The sequence below is a fragment of the Pseudomonas zeae genome (assembly GCF_014268485.2).
Taxonomy (GTDB): domain Bacteria; phylum Pseudomonadota; class Gammaproteobacteria; order Pseudomonadales; family Pseudomonadaceae; genus Aquipseudomonas; species Aquipseudomonas neuropathica.
In genome coordinates this window covers 2,665,572-2,688,888 of record NZ_CP077090.1, presented here as the reverse complement: position 1 = coordinate 2,688,888, position 23,317 = coordinate 2,665,572, and the positions used below count along the sequence as shown (strand labels likewise).

At 60.4% G+C, this 23,317-nt stretch carries 27 protein-coding genes; 14 read left to right on the top strand and 13 right to left on the bottom strand.

Annotation, left to right across the window (positions count from 1 at the left end):
- Positions 1-6: 6 nt before the first annotated feature.
- Complete coding sequence (locus HU754_RS11835; protein ID WP_093441112.1) at positions 7-420, bottom strand: response regulator; 414 nt, start codon at positions 418-420, stop codon at positions 7-9.
- Between the two features lie 199 nt (positions 421-619).
- On the opposite strand from HU754_RS11835, the gene HU754_RS11830 reads away from it, so the two are divergent.
- A complete protein-coding gene (locus HU754_RS11830) occupies positions 620-1,561 on the top strand; it encodes a class I SAM-dependent methyltransferase (RefSeq protein ID WP_186625283.1) in 942 nt (313 codons plus the stop codon).
- 139 nt (positions 1,562-1,700) lie between these two features.
- On the opposite strand, the gene HU754_RS11825 is transcribed toward HU754_RS11830, so the two are convergent.
- The gene (locus tag HU754_RS11825) at positions 1,701-2,480 is read right to left on the bottom strand and encodes a helix-turn-helix transcriptional regulator (RefSeq protein ID WP_186625281.1); all 780 of its coding nucleotides are present in this window, start codon (positions 2,478-2,480) and stop codon (positions 1,701-1,703) included.
- 110 nt (positions 2,481-2,590) lie between these two features.
- Between HU754_RS11825 and HU754_RS11820 the strand changes: the two genes are divergently transcribed.
- Both HU754_RS11820 and HU754_RS11815 read left to right on the top strand, forming a co-directional pair.
- Entirely contained in the window at positions 2,591-3,706 is a 1,116-nt protein-coding gene (locus tag HU754_RS11820) for an extracellular solute-binding protein (RefSeq protein ID WP_186625279.1), read from the top strand.
- Between the two features lie 160 nt (positions 3,707-3,866).
- The gene (locus HU754_RS11815) at positions 3,867-4,985 is read left to right on the top strand and encodes a DmpA family aminopeptidase (RefSeq protein ID WP_186625277.1); all 1,119 of its coding nucleotides are present in this window, start codon (positions 3,867-3,869) and stop codon (positions 4,983-4,985) included.
- Positions 4,986-5,331: 346 nt separating this feature from the next.
- On the opposite strand, the gene HU754_RS11810 is transcribed toward HU754_RS11815, so the two are convergent.
- Entirely contained in the window at positions 5,332-5,964 is a 633-nt protein-coding gene (locus tag HU754_RS11810) for a TetR/AcrR family transcriptional regulator (RefSeq protein ID WP_099756610.1), read from the bottom strand.
- Between the two features lie 163 nt (positions 5,965-6,127).
- On the opposite strand from HU754_RS11810, the gene HU754_RS11805 reads away from it, so the two are divergent.
- Positions 6,128-6,568, top strand: a complete 441-nt coding sequence (locus tag HU754_RS11805) for a hotdog fold domain-containing protein (RefSeq protein WP_099756611.1) — start codon at positions 6,128-6,130, stop codon at positions 6,566-6,568.
- 64 nt (positions 6,569-6,632) lie between these two features.
- Here the strand turns inward: HU754_RS11805 and HU754_RS11800 are convergent, their stop codons facing one another.
- Entirely contained in the window at positions 6,633-7,319 is a 687-nt protein-coding gene (locus tag HU754_RS11800) for a GNAT family N-acetyltransferase (protein WP_186625276.1), read from the bottom strand.
- A 151-nt stretch (positions 7,320-7,470) separates the two neighbouring features.
- Between HU754_RS11800 and HU754_RS11795 the strand changes: the two genes are divergently transcribed.
- The 3 genes from HU754_RS11795 to HU754_RS11785 all read left to right on the top strand — a co-directional run bounded on the left by HU754_RS11795 (position 7,471) and on the right by HU754_RS11785 (position 8,716).
- A complete protein-coding gene (locus HU754_RS11795) occupies positions 7,471-7,956 on the top strand; it encodes a DUF3592 domain-containing protein (RefSeq protein ID WP_186625274.1) in 486 nt (161 codons plus the stop codon).
- 181 nt (positions 7,957-8,137) lie between these two features.
- Complete coding sequence (locus tag HU754_RS11790) at positions 8,138-8,461, top strand: YXWGXW repeat-containing protein (RefSeq protein ID WP_116254993.1); 324 nt, start codon at positions 8,138-8,140, stop codon at positions 8,459-8,461.
- 42 nt (positions 8,462-8,503) lie between these two features.
- Positions 8,504-8,716, top strand: a complete 213-nt coding sequence (locus tag HU754_RS11785; RefSeq protein WP_186625272.1) for a YXWGXW repeat-containing protein — start codon at positions 8,504-8,506, stop codon at positions 8,714-8,716.
- A gap of 15 nt (positions 8,717-8,731) precedes the next feature.
- On the opposite strand, the gene HU754_RS11780 is transcribed toward HU754_RS11785, so the two are convergent.
- Both HU754_RS11780 and HU754_RS11775 read right to left on the bottom strand, forming a co-directional pair.
- Positions 8,732-9,289: a YceI family protein gene (locus HU754_RS11780; protein ID WP_186625270.1), complete on the bottom strand. Its 558-nt coding sequence runs from the start codon at positions 9,287-9,289 to the stop codon at positions 8,732-8,734.
- Between the two features lie 74 nt (positions 9,290-9,363).
- On the bottom strand, positions 9,364-10,719 hold the full coding sequence (locus HU754_RS11775) for an MATE family efflux transporter (protein ID WP_099756614.1): 1,356 nt from the start codon (positions 10,717-10,719) through the stop codon (positions 9,364-9,366).
- 199 nt (positions 10,720-10,918) lie between these two features.
- On the opposite strand from HU754_RS11775, the gene HU754_RS11770 reads away from it, so the two are divergent.
- The 3 genes from HU754_RS11770 (at position 10,919) to HU754_RS11760 (ending at position 13,875) form a co-directional block, all read left to right on the top strand.
- The gene (locus HU754_RS11770) at positions 10,919-11,482 is read left to right on the top strand and encodes a chorismate mutase (RefSeq protein WP_186625268.1); all 564 of its coding nucleotides are present in this window, start codon (positions 10,919-10,921) and stop codon (positions 11,480-11,482) included.
- 165 nt (positions 11,483-11,647) lie between these two features.
- Complete coding sequence (locus HU754_RS11765) at positions 11,648-12,088, top strand: phage infection protein (protein ID WP_186625266.1); 441 nt, start codon at positions 11,648-11,650, stop codon at positions 12,086-12,088.
- Positions 12,089-12,234: 146 nt separating this feature from the next.
- Positions 12,235-13,875: a sensor domain-containing diguanylate cyclase gene (locus tag HU754_RS11760; protein WP_186625264.1), complete on the top strand. Its 1,641-nt coding sequence runs from the start codon at positions 12,235-12,237 to the stop codon at positions 13,873-13,875.
- Here HU754_RS11760 and HU754_RS11755 read toward each other — a convergent pair whose 3' ends face one another.
- The 3 genes from HU754_RS11755 to HU754_RS11745 form a co-directional block, all read right to left on the bottom strand.
- Positions 13,876-14,103: a hypothetical protein gene (locus HU754_RS11755; protein WP_225919975.1), complete on the bottom strand. Its 228-nt coding sequence runs from the start codon at positions 14,101-14,103 to the stop codon at positions 13,876-13,878.
- 146 nt (positions 14,104-14,249) lie between these two features.
- Positions 14,250-14,636: a c-type cytochrome gene (locus HU754_RS11750; RefSeq protein WP_186625256.1), complete on the bottom strand. Its 387-nt coding sequence runs from the start codon at positions 14,634-14,636 to the stop codon at positions 14,250-14,252.
- A 52-nt stretch (positions 14,637-14,688) separates the two neighbouring features.
- On the bottom strand, positions 14,689-16,020 hold the full coding sequence (locus HU754_RS11745; RefSeq protein ID WP_186625325.1) for an aminotransferase-like domain-containing protein: 1,332 nt from the start codon (positions 16,018-16,020) through the stop codon (positions 14,689-14,691).
- Positions 16,021-16,109: 89 nt separating this feature from the next.
- On the opposite strand from HU754_RS11745, the gene HU754_RS11740 reads away from it, so the two are divergent.
- A complete protein-coding gene (locus HU754_RS11740) occupies positions 16,110-17,003 on the top strand; it encodes a DMT family transporter (protein ID WP_186625254.1) in 894 nt (297 codons plus the stop codon).
- A gap of 3 nt (positions 17,004-17,006) precedes the next feature.
- Here HU754_RS11740 and HU754_RS11735 read toward each other — a convergent pair whose 3' ends face one another.
- Positions 17,007-17,822, bottom strand: coding sequence for an AraC family transcriptional regulator (locus tag HU754_RS11735; protein WP_186625252.1), 816 nt, complete (start codon positions 17,820-17,822; stop codon positions 17,007-17,009).
- Positions 17,823-17,953: 131 nt separating this feature from the next.
- On the opposite strand from HU754_RS11735, the gene HU754_RS11730 reads away from it, so the two are divergent.
- The gene (locus HU754_RS11730) at positions 17,954-18,466 is read left to right on the top strand and encodes a carboxymuconolactone decarboxylase family protein (RefSeq protein WP_186625250.1); all 513 of its coding nucleotides are present in this window, start codon (positions 17,954-17,956) and stop codon (positions 18,464-18,466) included.
- Between the two features lie 565 nt (positions 18,467-19,031).
- On the opposite strand, the gene HU754_RS11725 is transcribed toward HU754_RS11730, so the two are convergent.
- Positions 19,032-20,477, bottom strand: coding sequence for a SulP family inorganic anion transporter (locus HU754_RS11725; RefSeq protein ID WP_186625243.1), 1,446 nt, complete (start codon positions 20,475-20,477; stop codon positions 19,032-19,034).
- A 157-nt stretch (positions 20,478-20,634) separates the two neighbouring features.
- Between HU754_RS11725 and HU754_RS11720 the strand changes: the two genes are divergently transcribed.
- A complete protein-coding gene (locus tag HU754_RS11720) occupies positions 20,635-20,943 on the top strand; it encodes a DUF7693 family protein (RefSeq protein ID WP_186625241.1) in 309 nt (102 codons plus the stop codon).
- On the opposite strand, the gene HU754_RS11715 is transcribed toward HU754_RS11720, so the two are convergent.
- Positions 20,934-21,392: a GNAT family N-acetyltransferase gene (locus HU754_RS11715; RefSeq protein ID WP_186625239.1), complete on the bottom strand. Its 459-nt coding sequence runs from the start codon at positions 21,390-21,392 to the stop codon at positions 20,934-20,936. The genes HU754_RS11720 and HU754_RS11715 overlap by 10 nt on opposite strands.
- A 143-nt stretch (positions 21,393-21,535) precedes the next feature.
- Between HU754_RS11715 and HU754_RS11710 the strand changes: the two genes are divergently transcribed.
- Positions 21,536-22,180 carry a TetR/AcrR family transcriptional regulator gene (locus tag HU754_RS11710; protein WP_186625237.1) on the top strand — a complete coding sequence of 215 codons (645 nt, stop codon included), beginning with the start codon at positions 21,536-21,538 and terminating at the stop codon, positions 22,178-22,180.
- A gap of 19 nt (positions 22,181-22,199) precedes the next feature.
- On the opposite strand, the gene HU754_RS11705 is transcribed toward HU754_RS11710, so the two are convergent.
- Complete coding sequence (locus tag HU754_RS11705; RefSeq protein ID WP_186625235.1) at positions 22,200-23,213, bottom strand: lysozyme inhibitor LprI family protein; 1,014 nt, start codon at positions 23,211-23,213, stop codon at positions 22,200-22,202.
- Between the last annotated feature and the right edge of the window lie 104 nt (positions 23,214-23,317).

Sequence of the window (23,317 nt, the reverse complement as noted above, 5' to 3'; positions counted from 1 at the left end):
GGCATCTCAGTGCAGGCGCGGAGCCTTGGACTTGAACGCGCTATCCACGCAGTCGAGTAACTGGCCGATGGCCCACGGCTTCTTGATGAACGCCACCGGGTGCTTGACCCCCGATGTCTCCGGGGTTTCATAGCCGGACATGACCATGACCGGCTTGTCCGGCCAGCGTTCGCCGACCAGATTGGCCAACCCGGCGCCATTGATTTCGCCGGGCATGGTGATGTCGGTCAGCAGCAAGGCCACTTCCGGCGCGTGCTCTTCCAGATACAGCTTGGCGTCGTCCGCGCTGGTACGTGGCTCGACTTTGAAACCTTCCTCCTGAAGAATTTCGCAGAGAAACTCCAGAATCAACGGATCATCCTCAACCACCAGAATCAATCCGTCAGGAAGGTGCGCGCTCGCCGTAGGTGTTGGGCACATGGAACTGCACTCCCTGAATTGCATTAACGATTTAGCGGCTTGAATCCGCTGCTTAACTGGTATGAGCAGCGGGCTCTGCAGAAATTCATTTTTGATACAGGTCTTTTGCGAAAGGCCGTTTTTGCCCGTCGCCGGCAATCGTTCGTGACGGCGTATTTGTGGTTAAAATGCCGGCCCTTTTGCTTGCCGATCCTGACCGATGAACCCTGAAGCCCTCGCTACCCTCCATGCCCATCTGCTGCCGGCCCTCGCGGCTGCACCTAGCGAAACCCGTCGCCTGTTCCACGGGCGCGGACGCTGCTGGGCCGGGCTGGAACAGTTGACGGTGGACTGGCTGCAAGGCGTGGTGCTGGTGTCGCTGTTCAAGGAGCCGGCACCTGAGCAACTGGACGATCTCAAGGCGTTGCTGATGAAACTCACCGGTTCCGCCGAATGGAAACAGTCCGGCGCCCACACGTTGCTGATCCAGCATCGCTATTTGCCGCAGAGCACCGCCGAATGGCTGCTGGGTGAAGAGATCGACGAAATGAGCATCGTCGAGGGCGGCTTGCAGTACCGCGTCGATCTGGGCCGCAAGCAGAACGCCGGGCTGTTTCTCGACATGCGCTACGGGCGCAATTGGGTGCGCGAACAGGCCAACGGTAAACGCGTATTGAATCTGTTTGCCTACACCTGCGGTTTTTCCGTGGCCGCCATCGAGGGCGGCGCCAGTCATGTGGTCAATCTGGACATGTCCCGCGCGGCGCTGAGCCGGGGCCGCGACAACCATCGCTTGAACGGCCATGACCTGAGCAAAGTCAGTTTCCTCGGCCACGACCTGTTCAAGTCATGGGGCAAGGTGATCAACAGCGGCCCGTATGATCTGGTGATCATCGATCCGCCGTCGTTCCAGAAAGGCAGTTTCCTGCTGACCAAGGATTACCAGCGCGTGCTGCGCCGCTTGCCGGAATTGCTCACCGCCAACGGCACCGTGCTGGCGTGCATGAATGATCCGGCGTTTGGTTCGGATTTTCTGATTGAGGGCGTGACGCAGGAAGCGCCGAGTCTGCGTTTTGTAGAGCGGCTGGAGAATCCGCCGGAGTTTCCGGACATCGACCCGCAGAGCGGCCTCAAGGCTTTAGTCTTCCAGCGCACCTCCTGACACCCCGAAGATCCCCTGAACGCCCCTATCCCCTGTGGGAGCGAGCCTGCTCGCGAAAGCGGTTTGCCAGTCACCCGTAATGTTGACTGATCTACCGCATTCGCGAGCAGGCTCGCTCCCACAAGGTTATCGGTGTGCTTCAGGTAACCGGTGGGCGCAGCACCAGCGCAAACAACTCTCCATGCCCGGTGACATTGAGCTTGTGATACAGATTGCGTCGATGCACTTTGACCGTCTCCGGCGAAATGCCCATCTGCTGGGCCATCGCCTTGCTGGAAAAGCCCTGCAAAATCAGCCGCGCCGTATCGACCTCGCGCACCGTCAGCCGCGCGTCGAAGCGGTCGAGCAACGTCGCCAGATCCCCAACCACCGTTTCCGCCACCGCGCCCTGCGGCGGCAGCAACTGCACATGCCGACGCATTGCCGCCAACACCCAATCGCGCACGCACAACAACCGGCCCTGCTCGGCCATGTCGAACGGCGTCGAACGGCCCAATGACAAACCGAGCACGCCGCCCTCGACGTTGATCATGAACTGCAACTCGTCCTCGCCCACCACCGAACGAAAGTAACTCTGGTAGTACTCGCTGTGCAGAAACTGGTCCGGCGCCACCGAGGCGAGGCTGTGCAAACCATCAGCAATGCCGGTCGAGGCGCTCTGGTAAAACGGATCGAGCAGGTACATCCCGGCACTGTAACCGGCCAGTTCTTCCTGCTCGTCGGGGCGGCCCTTGCTGTCGAAGTCGATCAGCAATTGCGGCGCCTGCCCGGCTTTCATCAGCGCCACCAGCGCGTTGTCCAGCGGCACCAGCAGCCGCAACGTGTCCACCAGCGCACGCCAGAAACCGTCCTGACCGACACTGGCAAATACCCGCGCCAGGCTCTGATGCACTGGCAGTTCCTGCAGCAACGCGTCCAAGCACTACCCCTTTTGAGTAACCCATGATGGGAATGGGTCAGGCGTGACCGGCCCGATAGGCTGACCACTCCTGTTCATCACCGGCCTGCACAGGCCAGGAGTGCCGCATCATGCGTGGTCACCGTGGCTGTATCAACCTCAGCATTCAACTGGGCCTGCTGGCCGGTATTGGCGCCAGCTCGATCGCCCTGGCCGCTGACGCGCCGAGCGTGCACGTCTACAACTGGTACGACTACATCGGCCCGAACACCCTCCACGACTTCCAGCGCGACAGCGGTATCCAGCCGGTCTACGACACCTTCGACAGTGCCGAAGTCCTCGAAGGCAAATTGATGACCAGTCGCAGCGGCTACGACGTGGTGGTGGCAAGCAACTTCAGCCTGCCGACGCTGATCAAGGCCGGCGCCCTGGCCCCGCTGCCACGCGAGCAACTGCCGGGCTGGAAGAATCTTGATGCCGATTTGTTGGCAAAACTGGCCAACAACGATCCCGGCAATCAATACGCCATGCCGTATCTGTGGGGCACCAACGGCATCGGCTACAACGTCGACAAAGTGCGCGCAGCGCTAGGCGACAAGGCGCCGGTGGATTCGTGGGATCTGGTGTTCAACGAAGCCAACCTCGCCAAACTCGGCCAGTGCGGCGTGGCGATGCTCGATTCGCCGTCGGAGATGCTGCCGGTCGCCCTGCACTATCTCGGCTTGCCACCCAACAGCACCGATCCCGAAGACTATAAAAAAGCCGAAGCGCTACTGCTGAAACTGCGCCCGCACATCGCCTATTTCAACTCGTCGAAATTCATCAGCGACCTGTCCAACGGCAACATTTGCGTGGCAGTCGGTTGGTCGGGGGCGATGCTGGAAGCCAAGACCAATGCCGAGCAGGCCAACAACGGCGTGAAGATCGCCTATAGCCTGCCCAAGGAAGGCGCGCCGGTGTGGTTCGACACGTTGGTGCTGCTCAAGGACGCGCCGAATCGGCCCCAAGGGCTGGCGTTTATCGACTATCTGCTGCGCCCCGAAGTGATTGCGCCGGTCAGTGATCATCTGTCGTATCCCAATGGCAACCGAGCGGCGACAGCGCTGGTGGCCGCCGCCACGCGGGACAACCCGGCGGTTTATCCATCGGCCACGGCGATGGCCACGCTGTACACCCTTGAACCCCTGCCCAAAGCCACCGAACGGGTGCGCACGCGGGTGTGGAGCAAGGTCAAGAACGGCCAGTAACCCCTTTTGAACATTTCACCAAACCCTGTGGGAGCGAGCTTGCTCGCGAATGCGGTGGGTCAGTCGACATCAATGTTGAGTGTCGGATTGCCTTCGCGAGCAAGCTCGCTCCCACAGGGGCCGGCGAACAACCCCGCATTTTTTAGAGAGACAGAAATCAATGAAACCTCGTGCCCGCGACCTCAACATCCGCATCGGTCAACTGCATCCTGGCCCGCTCAACGCCATCACTGATGTACCCGGCGTACGCGTCGGCCACAGCAATGTGCGCGGCCGCAGCAGCGCCGGACGGGACATCTGCACCGGCGTGACGATGATCGAACCGCGTCCGGGTTCGACCAATCAGCAACCGTATTTCGCCGGCGTGCATGTGCTCAACGGCAATGGTGACGCCACCGGGCTTGAATGGATTCGCGAGGCGGGTCTGCTGACCAGCCCGATTGCCTTCACCAACACCCACAGCCTCGGTGTGGTGCGCGATGCCTTGGTTGCACTGGATCGCCAGCAGCAACCCGACGACGGCCGTCTTTACTGGAACATGCCAGTGGTGCTGGAGACCTTTGACGGCCTGCTCAACGATATCAACGGTTTTCACGTGCAGCCCGCGCATGTGGCTGAAGCCCTGAAAAACGCGGTCGACGGCCCGGTGGTGGAAGGCGCGGTCGGCGGTGGCAGCGGCATGATCTGCCATGAATTCAAGGGTGGCATCGGCACTTCGTCTCGGCGATTGAGCAGTGCTCAGGGTGGCTGGACCGTTGGTGCGATCGTGCAGGCCAACCACGGCATTCGCAGTGAGTTACGGGTCGATGGCTACCCGGTCGGGCGCTATATGGAACAAAAAGATTCGCCGTTCCTGCGCGCCTCATTGCCGCATCCGGGCATGGGTTCTATCGTCGTCTGCCTGGCGACCGATGCGCCGCTGTTGCCGCATCAATGCACACGTCTGGCGCAACGCGCGAGCCTCGGCCTGGCGCGCACCGGCGGCGGCAACGAGGATCATAGCGGCGACATCTTCATCGCCTTCGCCACCGGCAACGCTCACGTGCCGCCCGCTGCCTACGAAGGCAAAGGCGCGCCGACCTGCGACGCCTTGCGCATGGTCAACAATGACCATATCAGCGAGCTGTTTCTGGCCGCGACCGAGGCGGTTGAAGAAGCGATCATCAATGCCTTGCTGGCCAGTGACAGCAGCGAAGGCAACGGTCACTCGGTGCCGGGACTGGATGCCGAAACCCTGCTCGCTGCCCTCGAAAAATCAGGCTGGCCTGGCGCCCGCTGACAGCGCAAAAACACTGTAGGAGCTGCCGGAGGCTGCGATCTTTTGATTTTGCTTTTAAAAGACAAGATCAAAAGATCGCAGCCTTCGGCAGCTCCTACAGGGAGTCTGTGAGCATTCATGAAAGAGGCCAGCGTCTAGTTGCCCGGGCGACTGGCGGTACTTGAGCCGCCACTTGCACACTCCTACGATGGAATCACGCAGTAGCTCCGTTCTTCGAGCACTGCGTAGGCACGGGTGCTCTGAACCCCAATCAAGCCCGTGCCTTGCTTCATGCGCATCTTGAGCCTCGAGGGCTCTACTTCCTCCCCATCAAAGAGCTTTGAGGCTCTTTTTTTGTCTGCGTAAATCAGCAGTCCGGCAGCGCATCGACGCGAATCGAGCGCCAGGCCGCCTGCGCCAGCAACTCGCGATAACCCGCCGGACTGCCCTTCACCCGCCCCGCCAGCCAGGCACGGCAGTAACTGTCGGCCTGACCAATGATCAACGACGGCAACAGCTCGGCGGGCAAGGCCTTGAGTTCGGCAGCGCGCCCCGATTCGGCCAGCCAGTCGCGCAGACGCAGATTGCGGGTTTTGTTGCGCTCGGCCAGTTCGTCTTTGAACGGCCCTTTGGTCACGGCAAACCGCGCGTGGTACTGGAAGCGCGCCCACTCCGGTTGACGTTCGACCCAATCGACGTAGCTGAACACCAGCGCCTGCACACCTTCCTCGGTGGTTTGCGCTGCATCCAGATAGGCATCGCGCAGACGCGCCTGATCCTCCAGCGCGGTGAAGAACAACGCGGCGACCAAGCCCTCCTTGTTGCCGAAATGGTGATAGATCGCCCCGACGCTGGTATCGCACTCGGCGCGAATCATGTCGATGGTGGTGGCCTCGATCCCCTGCTCGTTGAACAGGCTTAGCGCCTTGCGAAAGATATCGCGCTTGAGTTCGGCGCGGCGGCCGGGGTAGCTGCGTTCCAGTAGATCTGCGGTGTCCATGCGGCTCACTGCCTGAAAATCGGGATTGAAAGGCACACGTCGTGCCCATGAAAAAACACGCACAGGTTGACAGATTTCCCGCAGACCGAATACCGTTCCGTTACAGAATATTATTCTGTAACGGAACATTATTCTGCAAAATCACTTTCCGCGAGGCGTTTCCATGAGTCAGTTTCTCAACATGTTCAACAGCGCAGGCCCGCAAGCGTTCAGCCAGATGGCCTGCCAGGTCGCGCCGTACTTCAGCAGCATCAACCCGCTGGTGACCGAGTTGCGTGCGAACTCGGCGACGGTACAAGTGCCGTTTCGCCGTGAGATCACCAACCACCTCGGCACCGTGCATGCGATTGCCATGTGCAACGCCGCAGAACTCGCCGCCGGGATGATGACCGATGTGTCGATCCCGGCCGGCGCACGCTGGATCCCCAAAGGCATGACCGTGGAATATCTGACCAAGGCAAAAACCGATGTGACGGCGGTGGCCAGTGGTGAAGGCGTGGATTGGCAGAGCGAAGGCGACAAGATCGTCACCGTGGACATTCACGATACCGAGGGCAAAAAAGTGTTCACGGCGCGGATCACCATGAACGTCAAACTCGGCTGAATGACGCGCACAAAAAAGCCCTTGCTGCGGCATTCACAGCAAGGGCTTTTTCAGCGATGTGAGGTCAGTGCACGGTCAGGCGCTGGCGGACAAACTCCTCGACATGGCGAGTGGTCTGATCGAGGTGTCGGTCGCGTTGTTTCTCGGCGTCGAGCATCGCCCGTTTGCCATTTTTCTGCAGCAGGTAGGTGTGAATCTGCTGCACTTCCAGCGACCGGTAGATCGGTGTGGTGTCGATAAATCCGCGCAGGCCGTTGCTGCGGTAATGCCGGGTGCTCATCAACACCTGGGTTTCACGCTGGCCAATCACCTCAAAGCCCAACGCTTCGAAGTACGGGACTTTGCCGATCGTGCAGGCCAGCTCCGCATGGGGATAACGCCCGACCATCTCACCGATCATCGCCCGCGCCACGCCCTGGCGCCGATGCCCTTCGCGCACCGCCATGTAGGCCACGCTGCAGGCTTCCCAGTCGCCCTGCACCGGCAGGTACAACAGAAAACCGATCACTTGCTCCGGATCATCCTCGTCGGTGGCCACCAGCAACTCCACGTCGATACCCTTCTCGCCATTCAACGCTTCCAGATACAGATGCACCTCATAACCGACCGCGTACTGATAGACGTTGTACAGCAGGTTGCTCGGGCCGAGGCCGACCGCGCTGATGTCGGTCAGGTAGTCGACGACCATCTGCAGGATCTGGCTGTTGACGGCCTCGGGGCATGGGGATTTGTAGTGGGTGATGCGTGGCATGACGAACTCCGACGGTAAAAAGCGTTGCCGACCGCCGCAGCGGTCGACGAGCCGCGACATCATACCGTGACGCACGCGCTCGACGTCTAAAGTTCCTGTTTCGAGCGCCGATGTAACGGTCTCCTACAAATGTCACCACCAGGGATCGGCCATGTACTACCCGCGCGAAGCTGCCAAGGATCACCTTTACAACCGTATCGTCATGCTGACCGTTGCTTGCTGCGTGGTTTTGCTGCTCGCTGCAATGGCGCACAAGTCGGGCATGCTTTATGGGGCGCTGAGTTTCAACGGTGTGGAAACCCGCGGCAGCGTCACGGCACTGGAAAAGATTCCAATGAACGCCAATGGCAAGGTCATTCACTATCAATACACCGATGCCCAAGGCCAGCCCCATGAAGGGCAACACGCCGACGAACGCTACGTCGAGCATACCCAATATGAAGTCGACGGCCCCATCACCCTGCTGGTGTCGCCGTGGATGCCGGATAAAAGCTGTATCGCCAGCCAGTTGCAGAGTTACCGTACGAGCTTCTACATCATGACCGGCGGTGTGTTGCTCGCACTGCTGTTTCTGCTGATCTCGGGCAGGACGTTCTGGCAGATTCAGGCAATGAAAGAACAAGACCGGTTTTATTGAGTCCAGCCTCACAGGCAGCAACCTTCACGCGCGCCGGGCGTCTTGCTGCGGCGCCATCCTGACGTTCTCGCACCGCCCTCCCTGAAAAAAATTTCATCCGCCTCAGACGGGATCTTTCGCAAATCAGGCATCCAATTCTGCAGCTGCGTTCACTTTTCAACGCAGGCCTTGAGGAGTTGTCATGAGCGTTTTGCGTTCCCTGTCCAAATGGCGAAAATCCCTGCTGCTGGTGCCGTTGACGCTGGCGGCGCTGAGCAGCGCCCCGGTGTTTGCGCAACCGGTGGTGATCGTTCAGCAAGCTCCACCGCCGATGCGCATGGAAGTGATGCCCGGCGCACGTCCCGGTTATGTCTGGGATCAAGGTCATTGGCGCTGGCAAGGACGTGGTTACGTGTGGATACCCGGCCATTGGCAACCGGTGAGGTACGGCGCGCGCTGGAAACCCGGGCACTGGCAGGCACGCGGACCAAACTGGTTCTGGGTCGAGGGGCATTGGGTGCGATGAATACGCGACAGCCTGACCATCACTTCTTGCGAGAACACCACCATGTCGAAGACCTTTAAAGCACTGCTGGCCGCCACGCTGGTGGCCGTTACGTTGTCCGGTTGCGTCGTCGAACCGGCCCGTCCGCATCGGCCTCCGCCGCTGGTCGAGGTCGTTCCGGTGATGCCGGCGCCGGGTTATCACTGGGTTGCCGGGCACTATCGCTGGGGCGGCAACCAATGGCGCTGGGTGCCGGGGCACTGGCGGGCCTATTGATTGCAAAGGCGGGCGTCACTGCTGTGGCGCCACCACTTTGAATTTGATGGCGATGTCCTTGGACACCACGGTGTCCGCCCACTCGCCCGCGCCGAGGCCGAACTCGTCACGCTTGAGCACCAGTTCACCGTCGAAAATGCCGATGGCACTGTCCGGTTTCAATTCCACCGGCACCTGCACTTCACGGGTAATGCCTTTTAGGGTGAGCTGGCCGGCAACCAGGTAGTGGTGCTCGGCCACTTGGGTGAAGTGGCTGGACTCGAAAACCGCGACCGGGAATTTTTCAGTGTCGAACCACGCCGGTTTCACCAGTTCGGTGTTGGCGTCTTCGCTGCCGGCATCGATGCTGTTGAGGTCGATGTGCAAGGTGGTACGGGCGTTGGCGAGGTTGTTGGTATCGAAGTCCAGCGTCGCCTCAAACTTTCCAAAGGTGCCGTACATCGGCGAGCCCATCTGGTTGTAGGTAAAACTGATCTGGCTGGCGGTGGTGTTGACCCGCGTGTATTCGACAGCCTGCGCGGTACAGATGACGCACAGCGAACACGCGGCAACCAGCAGCAATCGGATCGACATGGGATTCTCCGGGCGGGGCTAGCCGTTGAGGGCCTCGATTGAATTAAGCAAACATCCGACTGTTACGCCAGCGCCTACACCAGACGCTCGATTTTCTGATGCTGCCAGACCAGTTTGTAATACAAGGTCTGCAACACCAGCATGCCCAGATAGGCCACCGGAAACGCCATCCACACACCCTGCAAACCGTACTGCCCGTCCAGCCAGTACGCCGCTGGCAGTTGCACGCCAACCACGCAAATGATCGCAATCGCCACCGGCACCAACACCGTGCCGCTCGCGCGCATGATCCCGCCGATGATTGCCTGGAAGCCGAACACCAACAGGCTCCACAACATGATGTGCAGCAGATGCTCAGCCATCGCCCGGGTCGAGTCCTCGGTCAGGAACAGCCCCAGCAGCCAGTGCGACAACAGGTAGCCGAGCACAATCAAACCGCCGGTCAGGCACACGTTGATCAACAGCCCGGTGCGCAGAATCGGCCCCATGCGCTCCAGCCGCCCGGCGCCGATGGCCTGCGCACCGAGAATCGACGCGGTGATCGCAATCGACAACGCCGGGAACTGCACATAGTTGACGATCTGCGTCACCGCGCCATACGCGGCGGTCGCTTGCGAGCCGTGCTGGTTGACCAGCGCCAGGATCACCAGCTCCGACAGCGACAGCACAATCATCTGCACGCCGGTCGGCAGGCCGATGCGCAAGACCTTGCCGAGAATCGCCCCGTCAAGGCGCAGCGCGGCGAAGAACTCCCGATCCGGCGCCAACGGGTGCCCTTTGCGAATCAGGCGCCACGCCAGCCATGCCATCGCCGCCAGGTTACCGGCCAGCCCGGCGTACGCCGCACTTTGAATACCCAATTGCGGCAAGCCGAACCAGCCGCGAATCAGCGCCGGGGTCAGGGCCAGCCCGACGCAGGTCGAGACCATCAGCGCCAGCAATGGCGACAGCGTATCGCTGACCCCGCGCAACAGCTGGGTGAACAACACAAACACCAGCAGCGACGGCAAGATCCACATCATCACATGGGCATACGCCACCGCATCGTCAAGCACATCCGCCGGCGTCCCCAGCCCCGCCAGCGCCTGCCGCGCGAACACGCTGCCCAACACCGCCGCCACCAGACCGATCAACACCCCGAGCAACAGCGTTGCCCCGGCAATCGCCTTGACCATGTGCGGCTCACGCGCGCCCCACGCCTGACCGATCAACACTCCGGCGCCTGCGCCGAGGCCGATCACCAGTGCGATAAAGAAGAACACGATGGGAAACATCCCCGATACCGCCGCCAACGCCTGGGTGCCGAGCATCTGGCCGATGTAGATGCTGTTTACCGTGCCCGACATCGATTGCAGAAAGTTCGACAGCACCATCGGCGCAAGGAACAGCAGGTAGGTGTGCCAGAGTGGGCGTTGGGCGACGGCTTGCATTGAATAGAGGTCCATCTCGACGGCGGGAGGGCTGATGGAGGATAGCTTCGGTGAGTTGCACGCGGGGCGCAATTAACATTTCAAATCGGTGTTTATGACCGGTGGCCGCGCCTGTGTAACGGACACGCTTCTGTAGGTGCAAGTTCAGAGCTGTGGTAAACAACTGCCCACTTTCACTTCTCTCATTGAGGCTCTGTTCATGCCGCGCTTTGCCCATCTGCTGACCGCCACCCTCCTCGCCGTGCTCACCACCAGCGCTCACGCCGCCGCGCCTGGCGAAACGTTGAAGCCGTTGCTGGAAACACTCAACGAACGCCTGAACATCGGCGACCTCGTCGCGCTGACCAAATGGGACAGCGGCAAGCCGATTCAGGACAGCCCGCGTGAAGCGCAGGTTATCGCCAATGCCCGCAACCTGGCCACCGAGCGCCAGCTCGACGCGGAAGACGTGGCGCAACTGATCGCCGCGCAAATGGAGGCGAATAAACTGGTGCAGTACGGCTTGCTCGCACAATGGCAAGCGTCCGGCGCTGCGCCGGACACCCCGCGCCCCGACCTGGCTAAACAGATTCGCCCGCGTCTGGATGAGCTGCAAACCCGCCTGCTGCAGCAATACGCCGATTTCGCGCCGTATCGCCATGATGCCAATTGCCCGGCGTGGCTGGCCAAGGCGCGCAGCGGCCTGACCCACGACGCGCTGCATGAACTGGCCCTGACACGGGCGACCGGTGAGTTGTGTGTGCGGGCGGCGAACTCGCGCTGAGAAACGGCCAGATCAAAAGATCGCAGCCTGCGGTAGCTCCTACAAGGGGGATTGGTGAACCATCATTGCGGTCGATGTTCACCATCACGGCAATGAAGTTCTCATAAAAAATCCACGGCGTAACATCGGCTCCAGACAAACAACTACCCCTTGGAGCACACGATCATGAAACGCCAGACCCTTCTCAGCATCGCTTTCTCGGTTTTCGCCATTAACGCTTTTGCCGCCACCCCGGCACACACCCAAGTCGCAGAAGGCGGCTCGGACAAGTTGATTGAAAGCCGTGTTGCTGAGGGCGGTTCTGATCGTCTGATCGAACGCCGCGTTGCTGAAGGTGGCTCCGATCGTCTGATCGAACGCCGTGTTGCTGAAGGTGGCTCGGATCGCCTGATCGAACGTCGTGTTGCTGAAGGTGGCTCGGATCGCCTGATCGAACGCCGTGTTGCTGAAGGTGACTCGGATCGTCTGATCGAACGCCGTGTTGCTGAAGGTGGCTCGGATCGCCTGATCGAACGCCGTGTTGCCGAAGGTGGCTCGGATCGTCTGATCGAACGCCGTGTTGCCGAAGGTGGCTCGGATCGCCTGATCGAACGCCGCGTCGCATAACTCTGCGGCTTCATCGCAATCACAATGAAAGCCCGGCCTGATCAGCCGGGCTTTTTCACGTCCGGCGCCATCCATTCCCCGACTGGCCACCCACCGCCCATTGCGCATACCATGCGGCCACAACTCCAAAAAGACCTCGACTGCCCATGCTCAAAGCCAGTCTGCGTAGCCACCTCACCCTTTGGTTTGCCGGTTTATCCCTGCTGACGCTGCTGAGCGTGGGCTTCTATGTCGGCCATATCGCCACGGAACAAATGAAGCAGGCCAGCGGCAATGCGTTGCTCAACACCGCGCGCTCGGCTGCATCGTTGTTGGGTGAACGACTGGGCGAACGCCAGTTGGAGGTGTATCTGCTCAGCCGTGCGCCGCATCTGGAGCGTGGTGATCTGGATAACCCGGCGATTCTGAAATCGATGCAACTGCGCACCCAGGCCCGCACCGAGTATGCGTGGATGGGCGTCACCGATGCCGAGGGCAAGGTGCATCAGGCGGTGAACGACTTGCTGGTCGGCCAATCGGTGCAGCAACGGCCCTGGTTCCAGGCCGGGTTGCGCGGCGAGTACACCGGCGATCCTCATGAGGCGGTGTTGCTGGCGAAAATGCTGCCGGCCCTGCCGAACGGTGAACCGCTGCGCTTCATCGATTTCGCCGCACCGATCCGCAACGCAGACGGCCAGGTGATTGGTGTTCTTGGCGCCCACGCACACTGGAGCTGGGTGACGCGCATTGTTGAGTCGGCGGCGCTTTCGCATAAAAACTCAACGCCGGATATCGAAGCGTTGATCATCGATCACGATGGCAAAGTGCTCTACCCGGAAGCGCTGATGGGTCAGCAACTGGCAATTGACACCAAAAGGCAAGGCTGGACGGCGGGCAACGGATTCCTCACCAGCGTGGTCACCGTACCGACGCCATCGAGTACGATGCTGTCATGGTCGATTGCCGTGCGCCAGCCATTGGAAACCGCACTGCAACCGGCGCGCCTGCTGATGTACAAATTGCTGATTCTGGGTGTGGTCGCGGCGGTGCTGTTCGGCTTGGTGGCTTACTACCTGGCGCTGTACCTGAGCCGACCGATCGAACAGCTCGCGCGCTCGGCGCGGCAGGTGCAAAACCAACTGCCCGGTGCGCAATTCCCGCTGCAGCACCCGGTGCTGGAAATTGCCCAGCTCGGCCAGTCCATTGATGCCATGACGCAATCGCTGCTCGGCAAAGAGCGCGAGTTGCAAGAGGCCAATGCCTCGCTGGAAGCAACCGTCGCGCAACGCACCGCTGCGCTGACGCAGGCCAATGCCGAATTGCTCAGCCTGGCGACCCACGACAGTTTGACCGGCGTTTACAACCGTCGCCGTTTCGACGAGAAACTCACCGAATACACACTGCTGTTCCGCCGCACCGGACGTCCGTTCTCCCTGCTGCTGATCGATGCCGATCACTTCAAGCGCATCAATGATTCCCACGGCCACGCAGTGGGTGATGATGTGCTGCAACAATTGGCGCAGTTGATTCAGAGCAGTTTGCGCACCACGGACTTCGTCGCCCGTTACGGCGGCGAAGAGTTCGCTGTGCTGTTGCCGGAAATCGCCAAACCCGACACTCCGGAAGTCGTCGCCGAGAAGATCCGCGTGGCGGTCGCCGAAGCTCACTTCCCGGTGATCGGGCAAGTGACGGTCAGCATCGGCATCGGCCTGGCGGACCCGGCCGATAACAACCACAACGCACTGATCAAACGCGCCGATCAGCAGTTGTATCAGGCCAAGGCGGCAGGTCGTAATCAGGTGGCGTGATCAGCCCTTCTTCACTTCGCAAATCCCGTTGGCCCGGTTCTTCCCGGTGTACGACACCGCAGGCGAACCGTCGGGATTGATGCTCAGGGAAATGGTCACGCCCGCGCCTTTGGTTTCGAAGTAGTTCTCATTGAATTTCTTCAACTGGCCTTCCTTGCCATTGATGTAGATCGGCCCGCCTTCATCGGCGTGCACTTCGATCTTGCCCGGGCACGTCGCGTTGAGCATGGGGATGCCCGCGTGGGCCAGTCCTGTGGCAAGCACAGCGGTGTTACCAATAGCAAAAATTTCATGGTGGGTTCCTTGAAAGCAGCAACAACGCCGAAGAGCTTTTTCATGTCATTTTTAATCAGGGACTTCGGCAGCTCCTGCCGTTATTGCGAGAAGGTCTGAAGATAAGCCAACAGATTATCGAGTTTTTCTTCGTCACTCAGCCCCCAGAAAATCATCCGCGTACCAGGCACCACACCTTTCGGATCCTTCAGATAGGCGATCAGCGTTTCACGATCCCAAGTCACCCCCGAGTTCTTCATCGCATCGGAATACACGTAATTCGCTGACGTACCGGCGGGCCGACCGATGATGCCATTGAGTTGCGGACCGAATCCGGGGCGGGCCGATTCGCCGACCTGATGGCAGCCGCCGCACAGACGCGGAAAAATTTTCGCGCCGGCTTCGGGGTCGCCTGCGGCGAGGGTGAACGTACTGGACAGGCCAGTGGCGAGCATCAGGGCGAGTGACAGTGCAGCGGTGTTTTTCATCGAGAGTTCCGGATCGGTCTGCATCAGGCGACGCAAGGGTAGCATTATGTTTTTACAGGTAAGCGCCAATGATCTTTCTGACTTTGCTCAACGCCTGACGCAACACGTCCATCTCTACCGAGCCCAACGCCAAGCGAATCGCATGTGGCACATGACCCGCCACCGAAAACGGTTCAGCCGTGGTGACGGAAATCTGCTCGTGCATCAGCTCGACGACAATCTGATCGGCGCGCACGTCTTCCGGCAGCGGTAGCCACAGGAAATACGACGCCGGATGACCAATGCTCGGCAGGCCTTTCAACACTTCGGTCGCCAGTGCCTGCCGCGCCTTGGCGTCGTTGCGCTTCTGTTCCTCAAGCACCGCCACCGTGCCGTCGTCGAGCCAGCCACAGGCGATGGCAGTCATGACGCCCGGGGTGTTCCAAGTCGTGGCGCGGATGATGCGTTCCAGTGCTGGCACCACGTCGGTCGGGGCGGCGATGAAACCGACACGCAGGCCTGTGGCGATGTTTTTCGACAGGCCCGAGACGTAAACCGTGCGCTCCGGCGCCAGATCGATCAGCGTACGCGGCGGGTTTTCAACCAAAAAGGCGTAGGCCGCGTCTTCGATTATTGTCAGATCATGACGCCGGGCAATCGCCACCAACTGCTCGCGCTGCGCCAGCGGCATCACCCAACCCAACGGGTTGTGCAACGTCGGCATGCTGTACACGGCGCGCACCGAGCGGCTGCGACAGAGTTTCTCCAGCGCGTCGAGATCCGGCCCTTGATCACCGAGCGGAATGGCTACGACTTCCAAATGCAGCGCTTCGGCCAGCACCTTGAACCCGGAATAGGTCAGCGCGTCGGCGGCGATCACATCGCCGGGTTTGAGCAGCGCCATCAGCGTGACGGCCAGGCCTTGCTGGGCACCGTTGACGATCAGCACTTGCTCGGCCTCGACCTTCACCCCGCGCGTCAGCAGGTGCCGCGCGACCGATGCACGCTCGTGGCCGCGCCCGGCATGCGGTTGATAACGCAGCAACGCCTCCAGATCGCCGGACAACGCCAATTGGCGCAGCGCTGTGCGCAACAAATCCGCCTGACCGGGCAATGACGGGTAATTGAAATTGAGGTCGATCATGCCGACCGCCACGTCTTTCTGATCGATGCCCTGCCCCGGCGACAACGACGTTTCGCGGACAAACGTGCCGCGCCCGGTCTCGCCGCTGATCAGGCCCATGGCCTCCAGCTCCGCGTACACCCGCGAAGCCGTGACCAGCGCCAACCCTTCCTGAGCCGCCAATTGCCGATGGGTCGGCAACCGTGTACCTGGCGGCAACATCCCCGAGCGAATGTCCGCCGCGTAGGCGTCAACCAGTGTCTTGTAGCGCGAACGTGGCATGCCGGATGTATCCATGACAATTCTTTGATTGTGCTGATTCTCAGCTCTAGCATGATCGCAATGCAACCCACTTCCGAGCGTGAACGGTGATGGAAAGGACTTCGAATCTGACGACCCCGGCACTGGAAAAAACCAGTGGCTGGATCAACGGTTTTATCGGCGTGGTGATCTTCAGCGGTTCGCTGCCGGCCACGCGTCTGGCGGTGCTGGAGTTCGATCCGGTGTTTCTCACGGTGGTTCGCGCCGCCATCGCCGGGGTGTTGGCGGTGGCGCTGTTGTGGCTGTTTCGCGAGCGGCGCCCGGCGCGCAATCAGTGGTTGTCGCTGTTGATTGTCGCGCTGGGCGTGGTGCTTGGCTTTCCACTGTTGACCGCACTGGCGTTGCAACACGTGACGTCGGCGCATTCGATTGTGTTTGTCGGCTTGCTGCCACTGGCCACAGCGATTTTTGCTGTGCTGCGCGGCGGTGAGCGGCCGCGACCGGTGTTCTGGATTTTCTCGATGCTCGGCAGCGCGCTGGTGGTCGGCTTCGCGCTGGCACAAGGTCTGACCGCCTCGCCCACTGGCGATCTGCTGATGCTCGCGGCGATTCTGGCCTGTGGTCTCGGTTATGCCGAAGGCGCGAAGTTGTCGCGCACTCTCGGCGGCTGGCAGGTGATTTGCTGGGCGCTGGTGCTTTCGCTGCCACTCATGACGGTGTTGAGTGTGTGGCTGGCGCCCGCCTCGTTCAGCACGGTCAGTCTGTCGGCGTGGCTATGCCTGGGCTATGTGTCGCTGTTCAGCATGCTGATCGGTTTTGTGTTCTGGTATCGCGGTCTGGCTCAGGGTGGGATTGCCGCGGTCGGTCAGCTGCAATTACTGCAGCCGTTTTTCGGTCTGGCGCTGGCGGCGACCCTGCTGCATGAACACGTCAGCGCCGGCATGCTCGCCGTGACGCTGGGGGTGATCCTGTGTGTCGCCGGGGCGAAGAAATTCGCCAAATGATCCTCAGGCGCCCGCCTTCCACTCTCGTGGGCTGAGCCCGGTCTTGCGCCGAAACGCCCGGGCCAGCGCCGAAGGACTTTCGTAACCGACCTCTTCGGCAATCAGCGCAATCGGTCTGCCTTCGCGCAGGCGTTTCTGCGCCAGACTGACGCGCCAACTCAGCAGGTAATCGGCCGGCGTTTGCCCGACAACCCGGCGAAACTGCTCGGCAAACCCGGCGCGGGACAGGTTGGCGACAGCGGCCAGATCCGCCACGCTCCAAGGTTTTTGCGGTTGCTCGTGCATCAGGTTCAAGGCACGGGACAGGCGTGGATCGGCTAGACCGGCGATCATCCCCGGTTGTTGCTCCCGACTGCTGATCAAGTGCCGCAGCAACAGAATCACCAGCAGTTCGAACAGGCGATCCATCACCGCCACCCGCCCGCAATGACCTTCGAACGCTTCCTTGAACAGCCATTCCACGGTGTTGCCCAGTTCCGGGATGTCCGTCAGTTTCAGCACCAGATAATCCGGCAGCGCCGCCGCCAGGGCATTGCCGGAGCCGCCATCAAACGTCAGCGTGGCGCAGACCAATTGGGTGTCCATGGCTTCATCGGCAAACATGCGATGGGTAAAGGGTCGGGGGAAGAAGATCAGCGACGGTTCGCTCAGACGAATCTCACGCTCGTTGCCCGGTTTGAGCAGCAATTCACCGGCCTGCAAAAGATGCACATGCCCCACCGGCTCGTTGTCATGAACGCTGACGCCGCAAAACGCGCCGCTGTGGAACGTACCGGCATTCACGCCGAAATGGCTGAGCAATGTTGAAAGGCGATCCATGGACGACTCCGAGGGCATATCTGGACGATCTGCCGCATATCCTCGACGATTTGCCGCCAATCCACCAGCCCGGCTCAATAACATGACCTCCATCCCCGGCGCACTTCGCACCGGACTTTCGGAGAATCACCATGAGCCGCATCCACGCTATCAGCCTCGAAACCGCCGCCGACGCCAGCCGCCCTGTGCTGGAAGGCGTGAAAAAGAAAATCGGTTTCCTGCCCAACGTCTTCACCACCCTGGCCAAAGCACCGGTGGCCCTCGAAACCTACGTACAAGCCTCGGCCATCCTCGGCAAGACCTCGCTGAACGCCCAGGAAAAAGAAGCGGTGTACCTCGCCACCTCACAGGTCAACGGTTGCGACTACTGCCTGGCGGCACACACCTTGTTTGCCGGCAAAGCCGGGCTCTCGGCGCAGGACATCGTCGCCGCACGCCAGGGCGAGCTCAACGCCTACGCCACCCTCGCCCGTCAGCTGACCGAAAGCCGCGGCCATTTGACTGATGAACAAATCGCCGCCGCCCGCGCCGCCGGCATCGACGACGTGAAGATCATCGAAGTGATCGCACTGGTGGCCGTACAGAGCCTGACCAACTACCTGAACAACGCGGCACTGACCGATATCGACTTCCCGGCCATCTGAAGTCTGGCCACACAACAACACCAGTGGGAGCGAATCTGCAAGCGCTAGCGGCGTGTCATTTAAAGCATCTTTGACCGACCCGACGCCATCGCGAGCAGGCTCACTCCTACATTGGGACTGAGTACATCCGATAGAAAATTGGTCGGCTGTCAGGCCGCCTTCGCGAGCAGGCTCGCTCCCACAGTTTTAACGTGCGTACAACCCCAGCGGCAAAGCCGCCCCACTCAACAGGATGAGCGTTAGCTCGGCTGCAGCTCTTGATCTTGATCCACGGGCGACGTCGGAAGGCTGAGTGGAGGGATTCATCCGGGCGTGGGAGCGCAGCGACCGTTTGGCGCAGCCAAACACATCGAGAGGAGGTGCAGCGAAGCAAACCGTAGGCGATGCGCCCGGATGGAGCCCGGAGCGAAGGAACCCCGAGCCCCAGCGAGCGGGCCGCACGTAGGAGCAAGCGTTTTTTTGCTTACTTTTTTTAGGCGTTTGTAAAAAAAGTGAGTCGCCGTAAGGGCGAAACCCTAAGTGGCCGTGACCGCAGCAACGGATATATACCCAGTCAGCCAGACAATCAGTGATGCACCTCACCCGCCCGCTTCAACAATTTCTTGCACCGCTCAGACAAATGAAACACCTGCAAATGCTTACCCGCCTTGGCATAGCGCTCGCGCAGAGTCCTCAAAGCCGCAATCGCCGAATAATCAACAAAACTCAAATGCCGACAATCCAGCGTCACCCGAGCCGGATCATTAGCCGGATCAAACTGATTGAGAAACGGCGTAGTCGAAGCAAAAAACAACGTGCCATGCAAACGATAAAGCTTGCTGCCGTCAGCCTCCAGATGCTCATCGGCATACAGCTCACGCGCCTGCTGCCAGGCAAAGTTAAGCGCAGCGATAATGATGCCGCACAACACCGCAGTGGCCAGATCAGTGAACACAGTGATGGTAGTCACAGCAATGATCACCAGCACATCATTGAGCGGCACTTTGTTCACCACCCGCAACGACGCCCAGGCAAAAGTCTGCTGCGACACCACAAACATCACACCCACCAGCGCCGCCAGCGGAATACGCTCGATCAGCGGCGACAGAAACAGAATGAACAACAGAATCAGCACCCCAGCGACAACGCCAGACAAGCGCCCGCGCCCACCGGAACTGAGGTTGATCACGGTCTGGCCGATCATCGCGCAACCGCCCATGCCACCGAATGCGCCCGAGACCATATTGGCCGCACCGAGCGCCACGCACTCGCGATCCGGGTAGCCACGGGTTTCGGTGATTTCGTCGGTCAGATTCAACGTCAGCAGGGTTTCCAGCAGACCGACCAGCGCCATCAAAATCGCGTAGGGCGCAATGATGCGCAGGGTTTCGAGATTCCACGGAATATCCGGCAAGGCGAACGTCGGCAAGCCGCCGGCAATGTGCGCCATGTCGCCGAGGGTGCGGGTCGGCAGGCCGAACAGATAGACCAGCAGACCGACGCCGAGGATCGCCACCAGTGCCGGCGGCACCGCTTTCGTCAGATGCGGCAGGATATAGACGATGGCCATGGTCAGCGCCACCAGCCCGGCCATCAGGTACAACGGCGTACCGCTGAGCCAGTCCTCACCGTTCTTGAAATGTTCCAGTTGCGCCAGCGCAATGATGATCGCCAGGCCGTTGACGAAGCCGAGCATCACCGGGTGCGGCACCATGCGCACCAGTTTGCCCAGGCGCAGCAAGCCGAACGCCATCATGATCAAACCGCCAAGCAACACCGTCGCCAGCAAATACTGCACACCGTGTTGCACCACCAGCGCAACGATGACCACGGCCATCGAACCGGCCGCGCCGGAGACCATGCCCGGCCGGCCGCCGAACAACGCCGTCAGCGTGCAAATGATGAACGCGCCGTACAGGCCCATCAGCGGATTGAGGTGCGCCACCAGTGCGAACGCAATGCATTCGGGCAACAGGGCAAACGAGGTGGTGAGTCCGGCCAGGACATCGGCGCGCAGACGTATCGGTTTCATGGCTTACCTGATTGAGCGGCCGCCGAGTGCGGCTGCAGGTGTTCGGGAAAAAGAGGGTTGCGGATGTTACGGAATTGTCGCGGATCGGGCCAGTGAACGCTGACACTTGTCGGCCCGACCTTTATGCTGGCCCGCTCCTCTGGTCATTGAGTTCGACATGTCTGCATTTCTGAGCGCCCGCGAGGTGTGTCAGCGTTTGCGTGAAGCGGCGCTGGGCGTGCTCGCTTTGAAAATCTGCGAGCGGCCTACCAAGGCCGGGCTGGTCACGGTCGATATCGAAGGCTGGCAGTTGCGGCTGGACGTTGAAGGTGGGCGGTTACATCACTGTGAATTCGCCCGCAATGGTGACGGACAAGAAGGCGCGCTGGACAGTTGGCAGCGTTACGGCACCGATCCGGTGAGTTTGCTCAGTACCTGGGAATTGGCGCAGATCGAGCGAATGCTGATGGCGGCCGTTCAGCCCTGACGCAAGTCGAGCAAATAGGTGTAGTAACCCGTATCGCGGACATAACCCAATGATTCATACAGCCCCTGCGCAGTGAAGTTGTCGGTTGCGGTTTCCAGTACCAGCCCTTTGGCACCGGTCGCCAAGGCAAAGTCGCGTGCAGTGTTCATCAACAATCGGCCAACCCCAAGCCCACGGGCGGCGGGCGTGGTGAACAGGTCGCTGAGCAGCCAGGTGCGGTGGGCATCGATGGACGAGAACGTCGGATACAACTGCACGAAACCCAGCGCCTCGCCCTTTTCATCCTGAACCAGAAAAATCGCGGAGTCATCGCCGGCCATGCGCGCGGCGATGAAGGTTCGTGATTGCTCAAGGTTCGACGGCTGCTGGTAAAAGACTCGGTAAGCGTCGAACAACTGCGCCACCGCATCCAAGTGTGTCGCGTCGGCCCGCAGTGCCTGAAGGGTCATGTGCCCGCTCCGTTTCCAGTCAATGATCGAAACAGCATAGCGTCGCCCTTAGAGTGTGCTGGCCTCATCGCTATATAGTTTTGTATATTGCGAAACCGAAATCGCCAGAATCTTTCCATGCCGTCCAGCCAACCTGTATTGCCATGAGTGCCATCCGCGTACGCAACGAGCAGTTGATCCTCGCTGCTGCCAGCGAGGAATTCGCCGCCAACGGCTTCAACGCCACCCAGACCCGCGATATCGCGGCGCGTGCCGGGGTGCCCAAAGCCAATCTGTATTACTACTTCCAGAGCAAGGAAAACCTCTACAGCAAAGTGCTGCTGGGGTTTGTCGAGCCGCTGCTGGAAGCCTCGGCGGTGCTGCGTGAAAGTGATGATCCGCTGACGGGACTGCGCGCCTACGTGGCCGCACGCATTCGCATCGCCCGCGAACATCCGGCGATTGCCAAGGTGTTCAGTGGCGAATTGTTATTGGGCGGTCGCCAGTTGCCGGATGAGTGCCGCGATCTGTTGCAGGCCGAAGCGCGGCGCAACGTTGAATGTCTGCGCAGCTGGATCGAGCGCGGCTTGCTGGCTCCAGTGGATCCAGAGCACTTGATGCTGTTCATCTGGTCGGCAACGCGCACGTACACCAATATCGGCTGGCAGATGGGCCGGATCATCGGGCGCGAAGTGCCGCTGGATGAGGATTATCAAACGGCGGCACAGACGATTACGCGGATGGTGCTGGAGGGCGTGGTCGTAGCGCCGCGCACAGGCGAGATTCGCGGTGTGTTGTTTGCGACGTGATGGAGGAGTGCTGCGCAGATCAGGGCATGAAGTCTACGGGGAGTTCCAGATGATCTTTCATGCGCTCGTTCCAGTCGTGCAAGGCGCCAGGTAGACGTTTTTTCCATTTCGCAACATCGGTGTAATAGCGCAGCCGCGAGTGTCCGGTGTTGTCGTAGGTAACCAACAAGACCCAGAAATGGCCATCGGCTGACCGCATCACGATGCCGGTGCCACCCAGGCCGCGCATCCACATCTCCCAGACCTGACTACCCGGTACATCAGCGGAAGGTTCAGCGGTCATCAACGAGCCGGACTTTTCCACCAGCGTCTGATAATCAGTCTTGAGCAACGTGTGCAGTGCCTGGTTTTCTCCCGGTGTTTGCGCCAGGCCCAGGCTGAGCATGTCGTAATCCAGCGTCAGCGGTTGCTGCGAAGCGACAAAACGACCGGTGTAGTAGACGCCCAACCCGGCACTGCAATATCCGCCTGCACCGACGAGAGAAATATCCAGCACACCATTGATGGGGGTGAACAACAGGGTGCACTGGTCTTCCGAGTAAACGGCTTTACCGTCCTTGAGTGTGGCAACGCCATCCAGATCACCGGAGTTGGCGCCCTCAGCCGCCGTGATGTCGATGCTGATGTGCGTGGGGTCGCGGCGCTGGGTTATGACTGTCGCCGAGGTTGAGGTCCCTGGCGGAATGAGCTGCCAGGTCGCATCCCAACTGAAGGGCTGGGTGGCGTGTTCAAGTTCGGTCAGGCGCATTAAATACTGCCGACGCAAACAGGCTGTCTGATCGCCACAGGCGTTGCGGTTTTTCAGCCACTGCCGCTGATCAGTCTTGAGGGCTTTGGCATCGGGGACATCAGCCGATGTCGAGTGCCAGAGCTTGCCCAGCTTCTCATCGAGTTGCGAGATCTGCGGGTCGCCACAAATGGCTTTTTCAGTTTTGCTGGCAGCGCTGGCGCAATCGAAACTGCTGGCGTGGGTGATAGAGGCAAACGCAAGGCACATCAGTGCCAAGGCATGACGCCGGGAGATAGCGAACATCGAGAGATTCCATTCTTCGTACGGCGCGCAGTATGCCAGTGCTGCCAGCGGAAATCCCTGATGTACATAGCAATCAGGATTTCGCAATCACTGTAGGAGTGAGC